Genomic DNA, 15,154 nt, shown 5'->3' with positions numbered 1-15,154 from the left:
CAGGTCTATACAACCGGGGGCCTGGGGCTGCTTTGCAGCCCATCGCGACACAAGGCCGCTCCCACAGAGGCATGCGGTCACCTGTGGGAGCGGCCTTGTGTCGCGAAAGGGGCGCAAAGCGCCCCCAATCAATGGAACAGCACAGCCGTCTTCTGCAGGGTAATCCAAACGCCCCAGGCCAACGGCACGACCACCACCGCCCAGGCCAGCAACACCAGCGGCAGGCTACCCGGCGCCGCTTTCCACTCCAGCGAGCGCGCCCCGTCGGAGCCCTTGTCATGGCTCAACGCCCGTTCGGCAGCCAGTTCGGCATCGCTCATGAAATGCTTGTCGGCCACTGGTCGCACCAGCATGTTGCAGACAAAGCCCAGCACCAGCAGGCCGGCGAGGATGTACAGGGTCATGTCATAAGCAGCCGCACGCTCCACCCCGGCCGCCAACTGGTACTCGCGCAGGTAGGTGATAAGCACCGGTCCCAGCACCCCAGCCGCCGCCCAGGCGGTCAGCAGGCGGCCATGAATGGCGCCGACCATCTGCGTGCCGAACAGGTCGGCCAGGTAGGCCGGTACCGTGGCAAAACCACCACCGTACATCGACAGAATGATGCAGAACGCCGCGACGAACAGCGCCACGTTACCCAGGTGCCCCATGTTCGGCACCAGGCTGTACAAGCCCACGCCCAGGGCGAAGAAGGCGAAATAGGTGTTCTTGCGGCCAATGTAGTCCGAGAACGACGCCCAGAAGAACCGCCCGCCGATGTTGAACAGGCTCAGCAGGCCGGTGAAGCCGGCGGCAATCGCGGCAATCTGCGCCAACTGGGCGCTGTTCAGCTCGCTGAAGCTCAGCCCGTTGCCCAGCAGCTTGCCGGCGAACACTTCCTGCAGCAACGGCGAAGCCATGCCGAGGATGCCGATACCCGCCGACACGTTCAGGCACAGCACCAACCAGATCAAGGCGAACTGCGGGGTCCTCCAGGCCACGCTGACGTGCACGTGGCGGTCGGTGACCATGGTGTTGCCAGCTTTCTTCACTGGAGCGCTCCAGCCTTCTGGCTTCCAGCCGGTCGGCGGTATGCGATACGCCAGGGCACCGGCGGTCATGAACACGAAGTAGATCGCTGCCATGACGACGAAGCTCTGCCACACGCCCACTTCCTGCGCATTGCCGAAATGGCCCATCAGCGCGGTGGCCAGCGGTGCACCGACCATGGCCCCGCCACCAAAGCCCATGATCGCCATGCCGGTGGCCATGCCGCGCTTGTCCGGGAACCACTTGATAAGGGTCGACACCGGCGAGATGTAGCCCAGGCCCAGGCCGATACCACCGATTACGCCGGACCCCAGCCACATCAGCCACAGCTGATGGGTTTTCACGCCAATCGCCGAAATCAGCATGCCGCCGCACCAGCACAGCGCCGACACCAGGCCGGCCTTGCGCGGGCCGGCGTGTTCCAGCCAACCACCCAGCACAGCCGCCGAGCAACCGAGGAAGACGAAGAACAGGGTGTAGATCCAGCTCAGCATGGAAATCGGCCAATCGCATTCGGCGCTGAACATACGGGCCATGAAGCCCATGTCCGCTGCGCAGGCAACTGGAGCGGTGATGCCGAGGGCTTGCGACAGCGGCAGCCAGAACACCGAGAAGCCATAGGCCATGCCGATGCACAGGTGGATGGCCAGGGCGGCCGGCGGGACCAGCCAGCGGTTGAAGCCCGGACGGGCGATGATGCGCTCCTTCGACAGGAAGCCTGGCGCACTGGCCAAGGTCCCCGCCGCGACGGTACTGCTCATGGATCAGATCCTTCTTATAGGTAGGGTGCAGGCAAAGCGGCGCAAGGGTAGCAGCATCAAGTAGCGTGAAAGCAATCTGATATCGTTAATTTTTGCTCGGCTGAAACGGTCATGTTGCCTATACCGGCCCTATCGCCGGCAAGCCAGCTCCCACAGGGATCCCACCGACCTCGGGGACAGCGGGATCCCTGTGGGAGCTGGCTTGCCGGCGATAGGGCCAGTACAGGCCACACATTCGGAACTGACAAAATCATGGCTGTCGAAAGCCGTACCATCTGCTGTACGCGTAGGAAATGCCCTGTATCTCTAGTCGAATACGCAGGGGCAACCACTGCGGCGCTATACTCTGGCGCTTGAATTTCAAAAACGGACTACAAGGACTCGCCCATGAAAGCGTTCGGCAAAATCCTGGGACTTGGGCTTCTCGGGTTGCTGCTGATCATCGTGGCGCTGGGCTTCGCCCTGACCCACCTCTTCGATCCCAACGACTACAAAGACGAGATTCGCCAGCTGGCACGTGACAAGGCTCACGTCGAGCTGACCCTCAACGGTGACATTGGCTGGAGCCTGTTCCCGTGGCTGGGCCTGGAGTTGCACGAAGCGAGCATCGCCACCTTGAACAAACCCAAGGAACCGTTCGCCGACCTGCAGATGCTCGGGCTTTCTGTACGTGTGCTGCCACTGCTGCGCCGCGAAGTGCAGATGAGCGACGTACGCGTCGAGGGCCTGAACCTGACCCTGGCCCGTGACGAACAGGGCCATGGCAACTGGGAAGACATCGGCAAGCCGCTGCCCGCGCAGAACGGCGCCAGTGCCGATGCGCAGGCCAGTGCTCCGGCCCAGGCACCGACCGAACAGGCGTCGGCACCGGTCGCCAGCAACGAACGCGCCGTCAAGCTGGACATCGACAGCCTGACCGTGAACAACGCCCGCGTGCAATACACCGATGCCAAGACCGGCCAGAGCTACAGCGCCGAAAGCATCCAGCTGAGCACCGGCCCGGTCCACGAAGGGGCGAACATTCCGCTCAAGGCCAGCGCCTTCCTCAGTGCCAGCCAGCCGAACATCAAGGCCCGCACCGAACTGGCCGGCGAGCTGCGCTTCGACCGCAAGCTCAAGCGCTACAACTTCGAAGACATGCGCCTGTCGGGCGAAACCTCGGGTGAGCCCACCGGCGGCAAGACCGTGACTTTCGCCGCCCAAGGCCAGTTGCTGGTCGACCTGGCCGCCAATGTCGCCTCGTGGAACGGCCTGAAAGTCTCGGCCAACCAGCTGCGCGCCCTGGGCGAGCTGAACCTGCGAGACCTGGACAAGGCGCCACAGCTGAGCGGCGGCCTGTCCATCGCCCAGTTCGACCTGCGCACCTTCCTCGACAGCATCGGCCGCCCGCTGCCGGCCACCAACGACCCGGCGGCCTTCGCCAAGCTGGAACTGGTCACCCGCCTGCAGGGCACGCCGAACAGCCTGGCCCTGGAAGACCTGGCGGTGAAGCTGGACGACAGCACCTTCAGTGGCCGCGTGGCCGTCGAAGACTTCGCCAAACAGGCCCTGCGCCTGCAGCTCAAGGGCGACACCTTCAACGCCGACCGCTACCTGCCGGCCAAGAGTGAAGAGGCCAAGGGCGCCACCGCCGCGCGCCAGGCCGAGGTCAAGCAACAGGAAGCCACCGCGGTCGCCGGCCCTGGCACCACGCCGCTTCCCAACGCCCCGACCCAGGTCGCCTGGAGCGACGACAAGCTGCTGCCGGTCGACCGCCTGCGCGCCCTCGACCTGCAGGCCGACCTGGCCTTCGGCTCGCTGATCCTGGACAAACTGCCGATCGAAGACGCCCAGCTCAAGGCCATCGGCCAGGGCGGCCTGCTGACCCTGCAAACCCTGCGCGGTGAACTGTACAACGGCACCTTCGAGGCCAAGGGCACCGTCGACGTGCGCCCTGCCGTGCCGCAACTGGGCGTCAACACCAGCATCCAGCGGGTGCCGGTGGAACACTTCATCAAGACCGAGGGCAAGGAACAGACGCCACCGGTCAAAGGCCTGCTGACCCTGACCAGCGACCTGACCGCCACCGGCAACAGCCAGAAGGCCCTGGTCGACACCCTCAACGGCAACGCCAACTTCGTCATCAACGACGGCGTGCTGGTCAATGCCAACCTGGAACAGCAGCTGTGCAAGGCCATCGCCACGCTGAACCGCAAATCGCTCACCGGCGAGCCTCGCGGCAAGGACACCCCGTTCCAGGAACTGCGTGGCAGCCTGGTAGTACGCAATGGCGTCGCCAACAACTCGGACCTCAAGGCTCGCATTCCAGGCCTGACCGTCAATGGCCATGGTGACCTCGACCTGCGTGTACTGGGCATGGACTACAACGTTGGCGTGGTCGTCGAAGGCGACCAGCGCGCCATGCCGGACCCGGCCTGCCAGGTCAACGAACGCTATGTGGGTGTCGAAATACCGCTGCGCTGCCGTGGCCCTCTGGAGCTGGGCGCCAAAGCCTGCCGCCTGGACCAGGACGGCCTGGGCAAGGTTGCCGCCAAGGTGGCCGGCAACCGCCTGCAAGACAAGATCGATGAAAAACTCGGAGACAAAGTGAGCCCGGAACTGAAAGACGCGCTCAAGGGGCTGTTCAAGCGATGAGCCCCGAGCAGTTCTCCAGCGCAGTGCTGGATTGGTATGACGAACACGGCCGGCACGACCTGCCCTGGCAACAGGGCATCAACCCGTACCGGGTGTGGGTGTCGGAAATCATGTTGCAGCAGACCCAGGTCAGCACCGTGCTCAACTACTTCGACCGCTTCATGCAGGCCCTGCCGACCGTGCAGGCCCTGGCCGAGGCGCCGGAGGACGAGGTGCTGCACCTGTGGACGGGCCTGGGCTACTACACCCGGGCACGCAACCTGCAAAAGGCCGCGAAGATCGTGGTCGAACAGCATGGCGGCGAATTCCCGCGCAGTGTCGAGCAGCTCACCGAGCTGCCCGGCATCGGCCGCTCCACCGCCGGCGCCATCGCCAGCATCAGCATGGGCATCCGCGCACCGATCCTCGACGGCAACGTCAAGCGCGTGCTGGCCCGCTACACCGCCCAGGCCGGCTACCCCGGCGAACCCAAGGTAGCCAACCAGCTGTGGGCCACGGCCGAACGCTTTACCCCGCAGCAGCGAGCCAACCACTACACCCAGGCGATGATGGACATGGGCGCAACGCTGTGCACCCGCAGCAAGCCCAGTTGCCTGATCTGCCCGCTGCAGCGCGGCTGCGAAGCGCACCTGCACGGTGAAGAAACCCGCTACCCCGAGCCCAAGCCGCGCAAGGCACTGCCGCAACGCCGCACACTGATGCCACTGCTGGCCAACCACGAAGGCGCCATCCTGCTTTACCGCCGCCCGTCCAGCGGCCTGTGGGGTGGTTTGTGGAGCCTGCCGGAGCTTGACGACATCGCCCAGCTCGACGATCTGGCCTACCAGCACGGCCTGCGCCTGGCTGACAGCCGCGCCATGGACGGCCTGACCCATACCTTCAGCCACTTCCAGCTGGCGATCGAGCCCTGGCTGGTGCGCGTCGACCCGGTCGGCCAGCACGTGGCCGAGGCCGACTGGCTCTGGTATAACCTCGCCACCCCGCCGCGCCTGGGCCTCGCTGCCCCGGTGAAAAAGCTGCTCAAACGCGCGGCCGACGAACTGATTGCAGGAGACGCCCGATGACCCGCACCGTGATGTGCCGCAAGTACAAAGAAGAACTGCCAGGCCTGGAGCGCCCGCCCTACCCCGGCGCCAAGGGCCAGGACATCTTCGAACACATCTCGCAGAAAGCCTGGGCCGACTGGCAGAAGCACCAGACCATGCTGATCAACGAAAAGCGCCTGAACATGATGAACGCCGAGGACCGCAAATTCCTCCAGGGCGAGATGGACAAGTTTTTCGCCGGCGAAGAATACGCCCAGGCGGAAGGCTACGTTCCACCCTCGGAATGACCCCACGGAACGTAAGCGACGGAATTAATTTAAAATTTTTTCAAAAAGTCGTTGACGAGCGGTCTGAAAGTCTATTTAATTCACCTCGTCGCCCAGATAGCTCAGTCGGTAGAGCAGAGGATTGAAAATCCTCGTGTCGGCGGTTCGACTCCGTCTCTGGGCACCACCTTCAAGCTTCTGGTGGTTGCAAAGTTACCCGAAGCGACAACAAGAAACCCGCCTAGTGCGGGTTTTTTGTTGTCTGTCATTTTTGCTGGAGGCTTGGCAGTTACCTGCCGTTACTGCCCCTCCTGATCGCTAAACCTTACCCCGCCGCGCGCGGCAGCACCTCGGCATGAAGTCTGACCCCGAGGGCCGCCATCACTTTCATGATGGTCGCCAAACTCGGGTTACCCTCCGCAGACAACGCCTTATACAGCCCTTCTCGTGTCAGGCCGGTATCACGCGCCAACTGAGCCATACCCCGGGCACGAGCGATATCACCCAGGGCAGCAGCAAGCAGTGCCGGATCGTTTTCTTCAAGACAGGCCTCAAGGTAGAGGGCCATGTCTTCCTCTGTCTTCAAATGGTCTACAGCGTCCCATTTGGTCAGCTTGATATTTGTCATGGCGGCCTCCTAAAGGTCGCGTGCCAGCTTGAGGGCAGATTTGATATCTCTGGCCTGGCTGGTTTTATCGCCACCCGCCAGGAGGGTGTGCGCATGAAAAAATGTGAACCACAGTTCACACTACATTCAATTTTTAGCTGTTTCAAACTGTTTGTGGACGCGCCGTTGACCGATATCAAAGTGCCGCCAATCGCTCGACTTAAAATGCCAGATGGACATCCGACCCGACCCGCAAGGACCTCCATGAGCGAAGAATCCCCCCTCCTGCTCCCCGCCCCCAGCGAGCCCGCCATCACCCCAGCCCGCACGCGTCGCCCACGCCAGCGCAAGCCGGAGCCGACGATCACCAGCATCAGCCAGCAACCTGCTGCACTGGAAGTCGCCACCGCCCCCAAGGGCAGCAACGAAGACAGCACCTCGGCCCACCTGCCGGCCAGCTACCCCTACCGCACCCGCATGCGTCGCCAGGACTACGAAAAGGCCAAGCACGCGCTGCAGATCGAGCTGTTGAAGGTACAGAGCTGGGTGAAGGAAACCGGCCAGCGCGTGGTGATCCTGTTCGAAGGGCGCGATGCCGCAGGCAAGGGCGGCACCATCAAGCGTTTCATGGAGCACCTCAACCCTCGTGGTGCGCGCATCGTTGCCCTGGAAAAGCCTTCCGAGCAGGAAAAAGGCCAGTGGTACTTTCAGCGCTACATCCAGCATCTGCCCACGGCAGGTGAAATGGTGTTCTTCGACCGCTCCTGGTACAACCGCGCCGGCGTCGAAAAGGTGATGGACTTCTGCACGCCGCTGCAGTACCTGGAATTCATGCGCCAGGCCCCGGAGCTGGAGCGGATGTTGTGCAACAGCGGCATCCTGCTGTTCAAGTACTGGTTCTCGGTGAACCGCGAAGAGCAGCTGCGCCGCTTCATCTCGCGCCGGGACGACCCGCTCAAGCACTGGAAGCTGTCGCCCATCGACATCAAGTCGCTGGACAAGTGGGAAGACTACACTGCAGCCAAGGAGGCGATGTTCTTCCATACCGATACTGCCGATGCGCCGTGGACGGTGATCAAGTCCGATGACAAGAAGCGTGCGCGGATCAATTGCATCCGGCACTTTCTGCATTCGCTGGATTATCCGGGCAAGAACCACAGCGTGACGCATGCGCCGGATGAGTTGTTGGTCGGGCGGGCGTCGCGGGGGTTCGAAGAAGACGAGTTGGCGCAACCATAGTTTGAAGGTTCACGCCAACGCCAGCCATCCGCAACCCAAGAAGGGTTGCGGATCGAACCTTAGTCCTCGTCAGCTCCCACTTCGGGCATCGAGCGAAGATGCTCGAAAGCGTCCTCGGTCATGGAGCCCAGGTAGGAGACGCTATGCAAGGCAACTCCATCTTTGAAACGATCATCGTTCTCATTAATTTCGTCAATAACTACATTCAAGTCTTCCTGAGTGATCCGCGGCCCATCGCAGGGGGCGAAGCCGGTCGGAAAGACAAGGCGTCCGTCGTCGGTATAGCCGTATAGAGTAACAAGATAGAAATGCTTCATGGTTCTCTCCTTTTGCGCAGACATACGCATGCTCAAAGCGCCGATCCATTGTCGAAATTGGCTGTCGCCTGGCGTGAGTGACAGCAGGAGAGAAGCTACTGACATTGCGCAGTCACCATAATCGGGACACGAATCCCTGGCACATCTGGCAGCCTATGCCGAAAAGGGGCACAGCTTGGGTTTCTCTGGTAATTGCGCTTCAATACGCGCACTTTTCAGACACGCCCAAGGATTCCCCATGGCCACCCCCACCAAGCAACAGAAACGCGCCAAGCGCGCCGCCAGCAAGGCCAAGCAGAACCGCATGGTACGCAGCGGCCAGGCAGTCAAGGCCAGCGCAGGCGACAGCGCCAGCATCGAGCAGGTGTACAACAAGGCCATGGAATCGGGCAGCTACGACCCGCTGTTCAAGAAAATGAAGGAGGCCCAGGAAGGCGGCCTGGTACCGATGATTTCGGTGTTCCTGGTAGACCCGCTGCTGGCCCTGGTGCTCAAGGGGCACAAGGAAGAACACGCCACCGACTACATCGTGCTGGTGTTCAATGCCTACCGCAAATGGCTGGACGGGGCCGACGAAGAGGCCACCATGGCCTGGCTGGAGAGCGATGAGTTCCAGGCAGCCTATGTGGCGGCTTCGGAGCTGGTTGCCAAGCAGCAACAGCAGCAGAAGCAGTTTGGCTGACAGGGCTGGATAACCTGCCCGGGCCCTATCGCCGGCAAGCCGGCTCCCACATGAACACCACAGGCCCGAAGGCAATGCCGTCCCTGTGGGAGCGGGCAAGCCCGCGAAAGGGCCGGAACAGGCAACAAAAAAGGCCGCGCCCTTCACAGGACGCGGCCTTTTCATTTCAGCCAGCGCGGATCAGTTATCCAGCGCCACCCGCCCGGCAGCTTCACGCTTGCGGTGCACCAGCAAGCCAGCCGCCACCACACCAATGCTCAGCAGTGCGGTCGCGATGATTTCGGCACGGTGGTCCTCACGCAGCGCCATTACCACCAGAATGGCAATGATGAAGGCAATGGTCGCCCAGGTCAGGCCCGGGAACAGCCACATCTTGAAGGTGATCTTCTCGCCGCGGGCCTCACGCTGGGCACGCATGCGCAGCTGCGACACGGCAATCACCAGGTACACCAGCAGCGCAATGGCACCAGAGCTGGCCAGCAGGAACTCGAACACCTGGGCCGGGGCCACGAAGTTGGCGAACACACAGAGGAACGCCGCTGCAGTGGACAGCAGAACCGCCACATGCGGGGTAGCCGACTTGGTGGTGCGCTGGGCAATGGCCGGGGCGTCACCACGCTTGCTCAGCGAGAACAGCATGCGCGACGAGGTGTACAGCGCCGAGTTCAGGCAGCTGGTCACGGCAATCAGCACGACGATGTCGACGATCAGCTTGGCATTCGGCACGCCGATGCGGCTCAGCACGGTCTGGTAGGAACCGGTCTCGGCCAGGGCCGGGTCGTTCCACGGCACCAGGGCCACGACCAGGAAGATCGACACCAGGTAGAACAGGCAGATACGCCAGATCACCGAGTTGGTGGCGCGGCTGATCTGCTTGCCCGGGTCCTTCGACTCGGCAGCGGCAATGGTAACGATTTCGGTACCCATGAACGAGAACATGGTGGTCAGCATGGCTGCCAGCACCGCGCCCAGGCCGTTAGGCATGAAGCCCTGGGTGTCAAACAGGTGGCTGGCACCGCTTACCTGGCTGCTCGGCACAAAGCCGAACATGGCAGCACAACCCACAGCGATGAAGCCGATGATCGCCAGCACCTTGAGCAGGGCGAACCAGAACTCGAACTCGCCGTAGTTCTTCACGCTGCACAGGTTGGTCAGGGTCAGCGCCAGGGTGATGACCAGGGAGAACGCCCACAGGTCGACCGCAGGGAACCAGGCATGCAGGATGGCCGCGGCGGCGTTGGCCTCCAGCGGAATTACCAGTACCCAGAACCACCAGTACAGCCAGCCAATGGTGAAACCGGCCCAGCGCCCGATGGCGCGGTCGGCATATGTAGAGAACGAACCGGTGTCAGGCGAGGCGACAGCCATTTCACCCAACATGCGCATCACCAGCACGACCAGCGTACCGGCGGCAGCATAAGCCAGCAGCACGGCAGGGCCGGCAGCAGCGATGGCGTGGCCGGAGCCAACGAACAGGCCGGCACCGATGACGCCAGCGATGGACAGCATGGTCACATGCCGTTGTTTGAGCCCCTGAGCGAGGTCATTGGAATTGTTACCGCTCATTAAAACTACCTTTGTAAGGAGTGGACCACTCCGACTGCGGTTACGGAGCGCGCCCGGGGTTGACCTGGGCGTCGCTGCAATCGGCGGTTTCCTACTGGCAATAAGCGCGCCATGTGCTGAATGCATTCGTCAGAAAAGTCGGCAGGCCTTTTAGCATGCGGTTTGGAGGGCTTTCGGCCAACGGCTGACCGAAAGGCCGCCAAATCATTGGATTACTGAAATACCCACTTACAAACGCACCAAAGGTGCTCCCCGGTAACACCTGTGCACCGCTGCAATGCAAAAAAGTGCAACCTAGAGGTACAACCTGAAGACCTGACCGCACCCGCTCGGGGGCATGCCCGCTCCCACAGGTCAGGTGCAACCATTTGAGCTTTTTAACGAACCTGTGGGAGCGGGCGAGCCCGCGAAAGGTCTAAAACCGCTTCCATGAGCGGGCCAAAGCTGGCACCATCGCGCCTTTTTTCATCAAGGCTCTGGTGCTGGGCGACACCTTCGCGGACATCCGCGCGACGTTGCGCTGCAACGATGCGACAAACCGCCCCACCAGCGCCCCGAGTCCCCAGCGACCCTGTTGGCCGTGATAATGCCGCTATGCTAGCTTGGCGCACGCCAGGAAGGCCGCCAACAGCTGGGAACGCACCCGTACACATGAGGACCGCACATGGCTCAGGCCACGCCCGCGCTGGAAATCCGCAATCTGCACAAACGCTACGGCGAGCAGGAAATTCTCAAGGGCATTTCGCTGACCGCACGCGACGGTGACGTGATCTCCATCCTGGGGTCGTCCGGCTCCGGCAAGTCCACCCTGCTGCGCTGCATCAACCTGCTCGAGAACCCGCACCAGGGCGAAATCCTGGTCGCCGGTGAAGCCCTCAAGCTCAAGGCCGCCAAGAACGGCGACCTGGTCGCCGCCGACAACCGCCAGATCAACCGCCTGCGCAGCGAGATCGGTTTCGTCTTCCAGAACTTCAACCTGTGGCCGCACATGTCGATCCTCGACAACATCATCGAGGCGCCACGCCGCGTGCTCGGCCAGAGCAAGGCCGAGGCCATCGAAGCCGCCGAAGCCCTGCTGAACAAGGTGGGCATCTACGACAAGCGCCACAGCTACCCCGCCCAGCTTTCCGGTGGCCAGCAACAGCGCGCCGCCATTGCCCGTACCCTGGCCATGAAGCCCAAGGTCATCCTGTTCGACGAGCCAACTTCGGCGCTCGACCCGGAAATGGTCCAGGAAGTGCTAAACGTTATCCGCGCATTGGCCGAAGAAGGCCGTACCATGCTGCTGGTGACGCACGAGATGAACTTTGCCCGCCATGTGTCCAGTGAAGTCGTCTTCCTGCACCAGGGCCTGGTCGAAGAGCAGGGATCGCCGCAGCAGGTCTTCGAGAACCCGACCTCGGCGCGTTGCAAGCAATTCATGTCCAGCCACCGCTAACGGAGCAATACATGCACACTTACAAGAAGTTCCTCCTGGCAGCTGCTGCCACGCTGGTGATGTCGGCCAACGCCCTGGCCGCAGAAAAACTGCGCATGGGTATCGAAGCCGCCTACCCACCGTTCAACAACAAGGATGCCAGCGGTAACGTGGTCGGCTTCGACAAAGACATCGGCGACGCCCTGTGCGCCAAGATGAAAGTCGAGTGCTCGGTCGTCACCTCCGACTGGGACGGCATCATCCCGGCCCTGAACGCCAAGAAGTTCGACTTCCTGGTGTCGTCGCTGTCGATCACCGACGAGCGCAAGCAGGCCGTCGACTTCACCGACCCCTACTACTCCAACAAACTGCAGTTCATCGCACCAAAGAACGTCGACTTCAAGACCGACAAGGCCTCGCTCAAGGGCAAGGTGATCGGCACCCAGCGCGCCACCCTGGCTGGCACCTGGCTGGAGGACAACTACGGTGACGACGTAGAGATCAAGCTGTACGACACCCAGGAAAACGCCTACCTCGACCTGGTTTCCGGCCGCATCGACGGCATCCTGGCCGACAAGTACGTGCAGTACGAGTGGCTGAAGAGCAAAGACGGCTCGAACTTCGAGTTCAAGGGCGAGCCGGTGATGGACAGCGACAAGATCGGCATTGCCGTGCGCAAGGGTGACACCAAGCTGCGCGACGACCTGAACAAGGCCCTGGCAGAAATCAAGGCCGACGGCACGTACAAGAAGATCAACGACAAGTACTTCCCGTTCAGCATCGAATGATCCGCCCCGACCGGCGCGCCCTTGCGGCGCGCCAGTCCCTAGAATGACCTGCCCATGAATATCGACCTGCACGGATTCGGTCCGGCCATGATGGCCGGCACCCTGATGACCGTAAAACTGGCGCTTTGCGCCTTGCTGCTGGGCCTGGTCCTGGGCCTGCTCGGCGCCCTGGCCAAGACTTCCTCGATCAAGCCACTGCAATGGCTTGGTGGCTTCTATTCGACCCTGGTTCGCGGCGTGCCCGAACTGCTGTGGGTACTGCTTATCTATTTCGGCACCGTCGGCTTGATGAACGCCCTCGGTGAAGCCCTGAACATGCCGGGCCTGGAGCTCAGCGCCTTCGCTGCGGGCGTGATCGCCCTGGGCCTGTGCTTCGGCGCCTACGCCACCGAAGTGTTCCGTGGCGCCATCCTGGCGATCCCCAAGGGCCACCGTGAAGCCGGCCTGGCGCTTGGCCTGTCCGAGGGCCGCATCCTGTCGCGGATCATCCTGCCGCAGATGTGGCGCATCGCCCTGCCCGGCCTTGGCAACCTGTTCATGATCCTGATGAAGGACACCGCCCTGGTGTCGGTGATCGGCCTGGAAGAAATCATGCGCCACGCACAAATCGGCGTGACCGTGACCAAAGAGCCGTTCACCTTCTACATGGTTGCGGCCTGCATCTACCTGAGCCTGACCATCATTGCCATGACCGGCATGCACTTCATGGAAAAACGCGCCGCTCGCGGCTTTGCGAGGGCCGAATAATGAATTGGGAAGTCATCATCAAATGGCTGCCACGCCTGGCCCAGGGTGCGACCCTGACCCTGGAGCTGGTGGCCATCGCGGTGGTTGCCGGGTTGATCCTGGCCATCCCGCTGGGCATCGCCCGCTCCTCGCGCCACTGGTATGTGCGCGCGGTGCCGTTCAGCTACATCTTCTTCTTCCGTGGCACGCCGCTGCTGGTGCAGCTGTTCCTGGTCTACTACGGCCTGGCGCAGTTCGACCTGGTGCGTTCGAGTTCGCTGTGGCCGTACCTGCGCGACCCGTTCTGGTGCACCGTGCTGACCATGACCCTGCACACTGCTGCCTACATCGCCGAGATCCTGCGCGGCGCGTTGCAGTCGATCCCCAAGGGTGAGATCGAGGCGGCGCGGGCGCTGGGCATGTCGCGGGGCAAGACGCTGTTCTACATCATGCTGCCACGCGCCGCGCGCATCGGCCTGCCGGCGTACAGCAACGAAGTGATCCTGATGCTCAAGGCCAGCGCCCTGGCCAGTACCGTGACCCTGCTGGAACTGACCGGCATGGCCCGTACCATCATCGCCCGCACCTACCTGCCGGTAGAGATCTTCTTTGCCGCCGGGGTGTTCTACCTGGTGATCTCGTTCGTGCTGGTGCAGGGCTTCAAGCTGCTGGAGCGCTGGTTGCGCGTGGATGCCTGCCAGGGCCGCTGAGACCACTTAGCTTTCTTCGCGGGTAAACCCGCTCCCACAGAGTCCCCACAGCCCTAAAGCTGTGCACTATACCTGTGGGAGCGGGTTCACCCGCGAAGAGGCCCTAAAACCCAACACACTCTCCCCCATGCCCAACCACCTCCACAGCCCCCACCTAAGCACCCGCTTCCAGGCCCTCGACCAGTTCCTGATCGAGCACCAGCAGCTGTGGAAACCCCGCCCCTTCACCAGCCTGCAGCTGGCCTGGGAAACCGCCCACCCCGAGCTTGCCGCCCACCTGCGCCAATGCTCCCTGGCAGACGCCGAAACCGACACCACCGCTGCCCCGTTGCCCGCCCCGTTCCCGCAACTGGCCCAGCAAGCCCGGCAGCTTTCGGCACTCGGCAACCTCCCGGAAACCGACCTGCCCCCCGCCACGCATCGCCTCGACGTAGCCGTCCCCGGCCGCAAATGGCAGCAGATCGAAGCCTTCGCCAGCCACCTGGCCTTCCGCGAACAGCCCCGTCACTGGCTGGACTGGTGCTCCGGCAAAGGCCACCTGGGCCGCCGCCTGCTGCAACCCGGCCAACACCTGACCTGCCTGGAATACGACGCCGAACTGGTCGCCGCCGGCCAGGCCCTGAGCGCACACCACCACTTGCCGGCGCAGCATGTGCATCAGGATGTGATGGCCAACGACAGCGCCCGCCACCTGGCTGGCGACAAAAGCGTGGTCGCCCTGCACGCCTGTGGCGACCTGCATGTGCGCCTGATGCAACTGGCCAGCCAGCAAGGTTGCCGGCAACTGGCCGTGGCCCCCTGCTGCTACAACCGCATCGCGGCGCAGCAATACCAGGCGTTATCCACAGCCGCCCAAGCCTCCAGCCTGCGGCTGTCACTGGACGACCTGGGCCTGCCCTTGAGCGAAACCGTTACCGCCGGCGCCCGCGTACGACGCCAGCGCGACACCTCGATGGCCCGGCGCCTGGGCTTCGACCTGCTGCAACGCCAGCAGCGCCAGGCCGACGAGTACCTGCCGACACCGTCACTACCCGTGGCCTGGCTGGAGAAGCCCTTCGAGCAGTACTGCCGCGACCTGGCCGAACTCAAGCAATTGCAGCTGACTGGCAACCCGGACTGGGCAGCCCTGGAAGCCGCAGGCTGGCAACGCCTGGCCGAGGTCCGCAACCTGGAGCGCGTGCGCAACCTGTTCCGCCGGCCGCTGGAGCTGTGGCTGGTACTCGATCGCGCCCTGTTCCTCGAAGAACAAGGCTACAACGTGCGCCTTGGCCTGTTCTGCGACTACCCACTCACCCCGCGCAACCTGCTAATCCTTGCCGAACGCGACCGTTAGCCGCAGCACAACCTGTGGATAACTCTGTGAACA

14 protein-coding genes and 1 tRNA gene are annotated in these 15,154 nt (G+C 62.8%); 11 read left to right on the top strand and 4 right to left on the bottom strand.

Going from position 1 to position 15,154, the window contains the following annotated elements; all coding sequences use genetic code 11:
- Positions 1 to 128: 128 nt before the first annotated feature.
- Positions 129 to 1,790, bottom strand: a complete 1,662-nt coding sequence (locus RYH74_RS14035; protein ID WP_317409589.1) for an OFA family MFS transporter — start codon at positions 1,788 to 1,790, stop codon at positions 129 to 131.
- A 387-nt stretch (positions 1,791 to 2,177) separates the two neighbouring features.
- Between RYH74_RS14035 and RYH74_RS14030 the strand changes: the two genes are divergently transcribed.
- From RYH74_RS14030 to RYH74_RS14015, 4 genes are all read left to right on the top strand, one after another.
- Positions 2,178 to 4,424 (top strand): AsmA family protein, encoded by a 2,247-nt coding sequence (locus RYH74_RS14030; protein WP_317409588.1) that lies wholly within the window; start codon positions 2,178 to 2,180, stop codon positions 4,422 to 4,424.
- The gene (gene mutY / locus RYH74_RS14025) at positions 4,421 to 5,488 is read left to right on the top strand and encodes an A/G-specific adenine glycosylase (protein ID WP_013970490.1); all 1,068 of its coding nucleotides are present in this window, start codon (positions 4,421 to 4,423) and stop codon (positions 5,486 to 5,488) included. Before RYH74_RS14030 ends, mutY begins: the two co-directional genes overlap by 4 nt.
- Positions 5,485 to 5,757: an oxidative damage protection protein gene (locus tag RYH74_RS14020; protein ID WP_003257478.1), complete on the top strand. Its 273-nt coding sequence runs from the start codon at positions 5,485 to 5,487 to the stop codon at positions 5,755 to 5,757. The genes mutY and RYH74_RS14020 overlap by 4 nt, the downstream gene beginning before the upstream one ends.
- Positions 5,758 to 5,847: 90 nt before the next feature.
- Positions 5,848 to 5,923 (top strand) — tRNA-Phe (locus RYH74_RS14015).
- Between the two features lie 138 nt (positions 5,924 to 6,061).
- Here the strand turns inward: RYH74_RS14015 and RYH74_RS14010 are convergent.
- Entirely contained in the window at positions 6,062 to 6,364 is a 303-nt protein-coding gene (locus RYH74_RS14010; RefSeq protein WP_015268632.1) for an addiction module antidote protein, read from the bottom strand.
- 243 nt (positions 6,365 to 6,607) lie between these two features.
- On the opposite strand from RYH74_RS14010, the gene ppk2 reads away from it, so the two are divergent.
- Positions 6,608 to 7,582, top strand: coding sequence for a polyphosphate kinase 2 (gene ppk2, locus RYH74_RS14005; RefSeq protein WP_286100866.1), 975 nt, complete (start codon positions 6,608 to 6,610; stop codon positions 7,580 to 7,582).
- Between the two features lie 59 nt (positions 7,583 to 7,641).
- Here the strand turns inward: ppk2 and RYH74_RS14000 are convergent, their stop codons facing one another.
- Positions 7,642 to 7,899 (bottom strand): hypothetical protein, encoded by a 258-nt coding sequence (locus tag RYH74_RS14000; RefSeq protein WP_286100865.1) that lies wholly within the window; start codon positions 7,897 to 7,899, stop codon positions 7,642 to 7,644.
- Between the two features lie 238 nt (positions 7,900 to 8,137).
- On the opposite strand from RYH74_RS14000, the gene RYH74_RS13995 reads away from it, so the two are divergent.
- On the top strand, positions 8,138 to 8,581 hold the full coding sequence (locus tag RYH74_RS13995) for a hypothetical protein (protein ID WP_013970488.1): 444 nt from the start codon (positions 8,138 to 8,140) through the stop codon (positions 8,579 to 8,581).
- 180 nt (positions 8,582 to 8,761) lie between these two features.
- On the opposite strand, the gene gabP is transcribed toward RYH74_RS13995, so the two are convergent.
- Complete coding sequence (gene gabP / locus RYH74_RS13990; RefSeq protein WP_025337364.1) at positions 8,762 to 10,147, bottom strand: GABA permease; 1,386 nt, start codon at positions 10,145 to 10,147, stop codon at positions 8,762 to 8,764.
- Positions 10,148 to 10,811: 664 nt separating this feature from the next.
- Here gabP and RYH74_RS13985 point away from each other — a divergent pair.
- From RYH74_RS13985 to RYH74_RS13965, 5 genes are all read left to right on the top strand, one after another.
- A complete protein-coding gene (locus RYH74_RS13985) occupies positions 10,812 to 11,585 on the top strand; it encodes an ABC transporter ATP-binding protein (protein WP_075044343.1) in 774 nt (257 codons plus the stop codon).
- An 11-nt stretch (positions 11,586 to 11,596) separates the two neighbouring features.
- A complete protein-coding gene (locus RYH74_RS13980; RefSeq protein ID WP_046614504.1) occupies positions 11,597 to 12,352 on the top strand; it encodes an ABC transporter substrate-binding protein in 756 nt (251 codons plus the stop codon).
- A gap of 54 nt (positions 12,353 to 12,406) precedes the next feature.
- Entirely contained in the window at positions 12,407 to 13,099 is a 693-nt protein-coding gene (locus tag RYH74_RS13975) for an ABC transporter permease (RefSeq protein ID WP_317409585.1), read from the top strand.
- Positions 13,099 to 13,788 (top strand): ABC transporter permease, encoded by a 690-nt coding sequence (locus RYH74_RS13970; protein ID WP_085664142.1) that lies wholly within the window; start codon positions 13,099 to 13,101, stop codon positions 13,786 to 13,788. The genes RYH74_RS13975 and RYH74_RS13970 overlap by 1 nt, the downstream gene beginning before the upstream one ends.
- A 127-nt stretch (positions 13,789 to 13,915) precedes the next feature.
- Positions 13,916 to 15,121: a methyltransferase gene (locus RYH74_RS13965; protein ID WP_317409584.1), complete on the top strand. Its 1,206-nt coding sequence runs from the start codon at positions 13,916 to 13,918 to the stop codon at positions 15,119 to 15,121.
- Positions 15,122 to 15,154 lie beyond the last annotated feature (33 nt).

Origin of the sequence: Pseudomonas sp. LSJ-87 (assembly GCF_032971465.1) — a bacterium.
Taxonomy (GTDB): Bacteria; Pseudomonadota; Gammaproteobacteria; order Pseudomonadales; family Pseudomonadaceae; genus Aquipseudomonas; species Aquipseudomonas putida_Z.
Note: the sequence above shows the minus strand (reverse complement) of the source record. Positions and strands in the feature narration are given on the sequence as shown.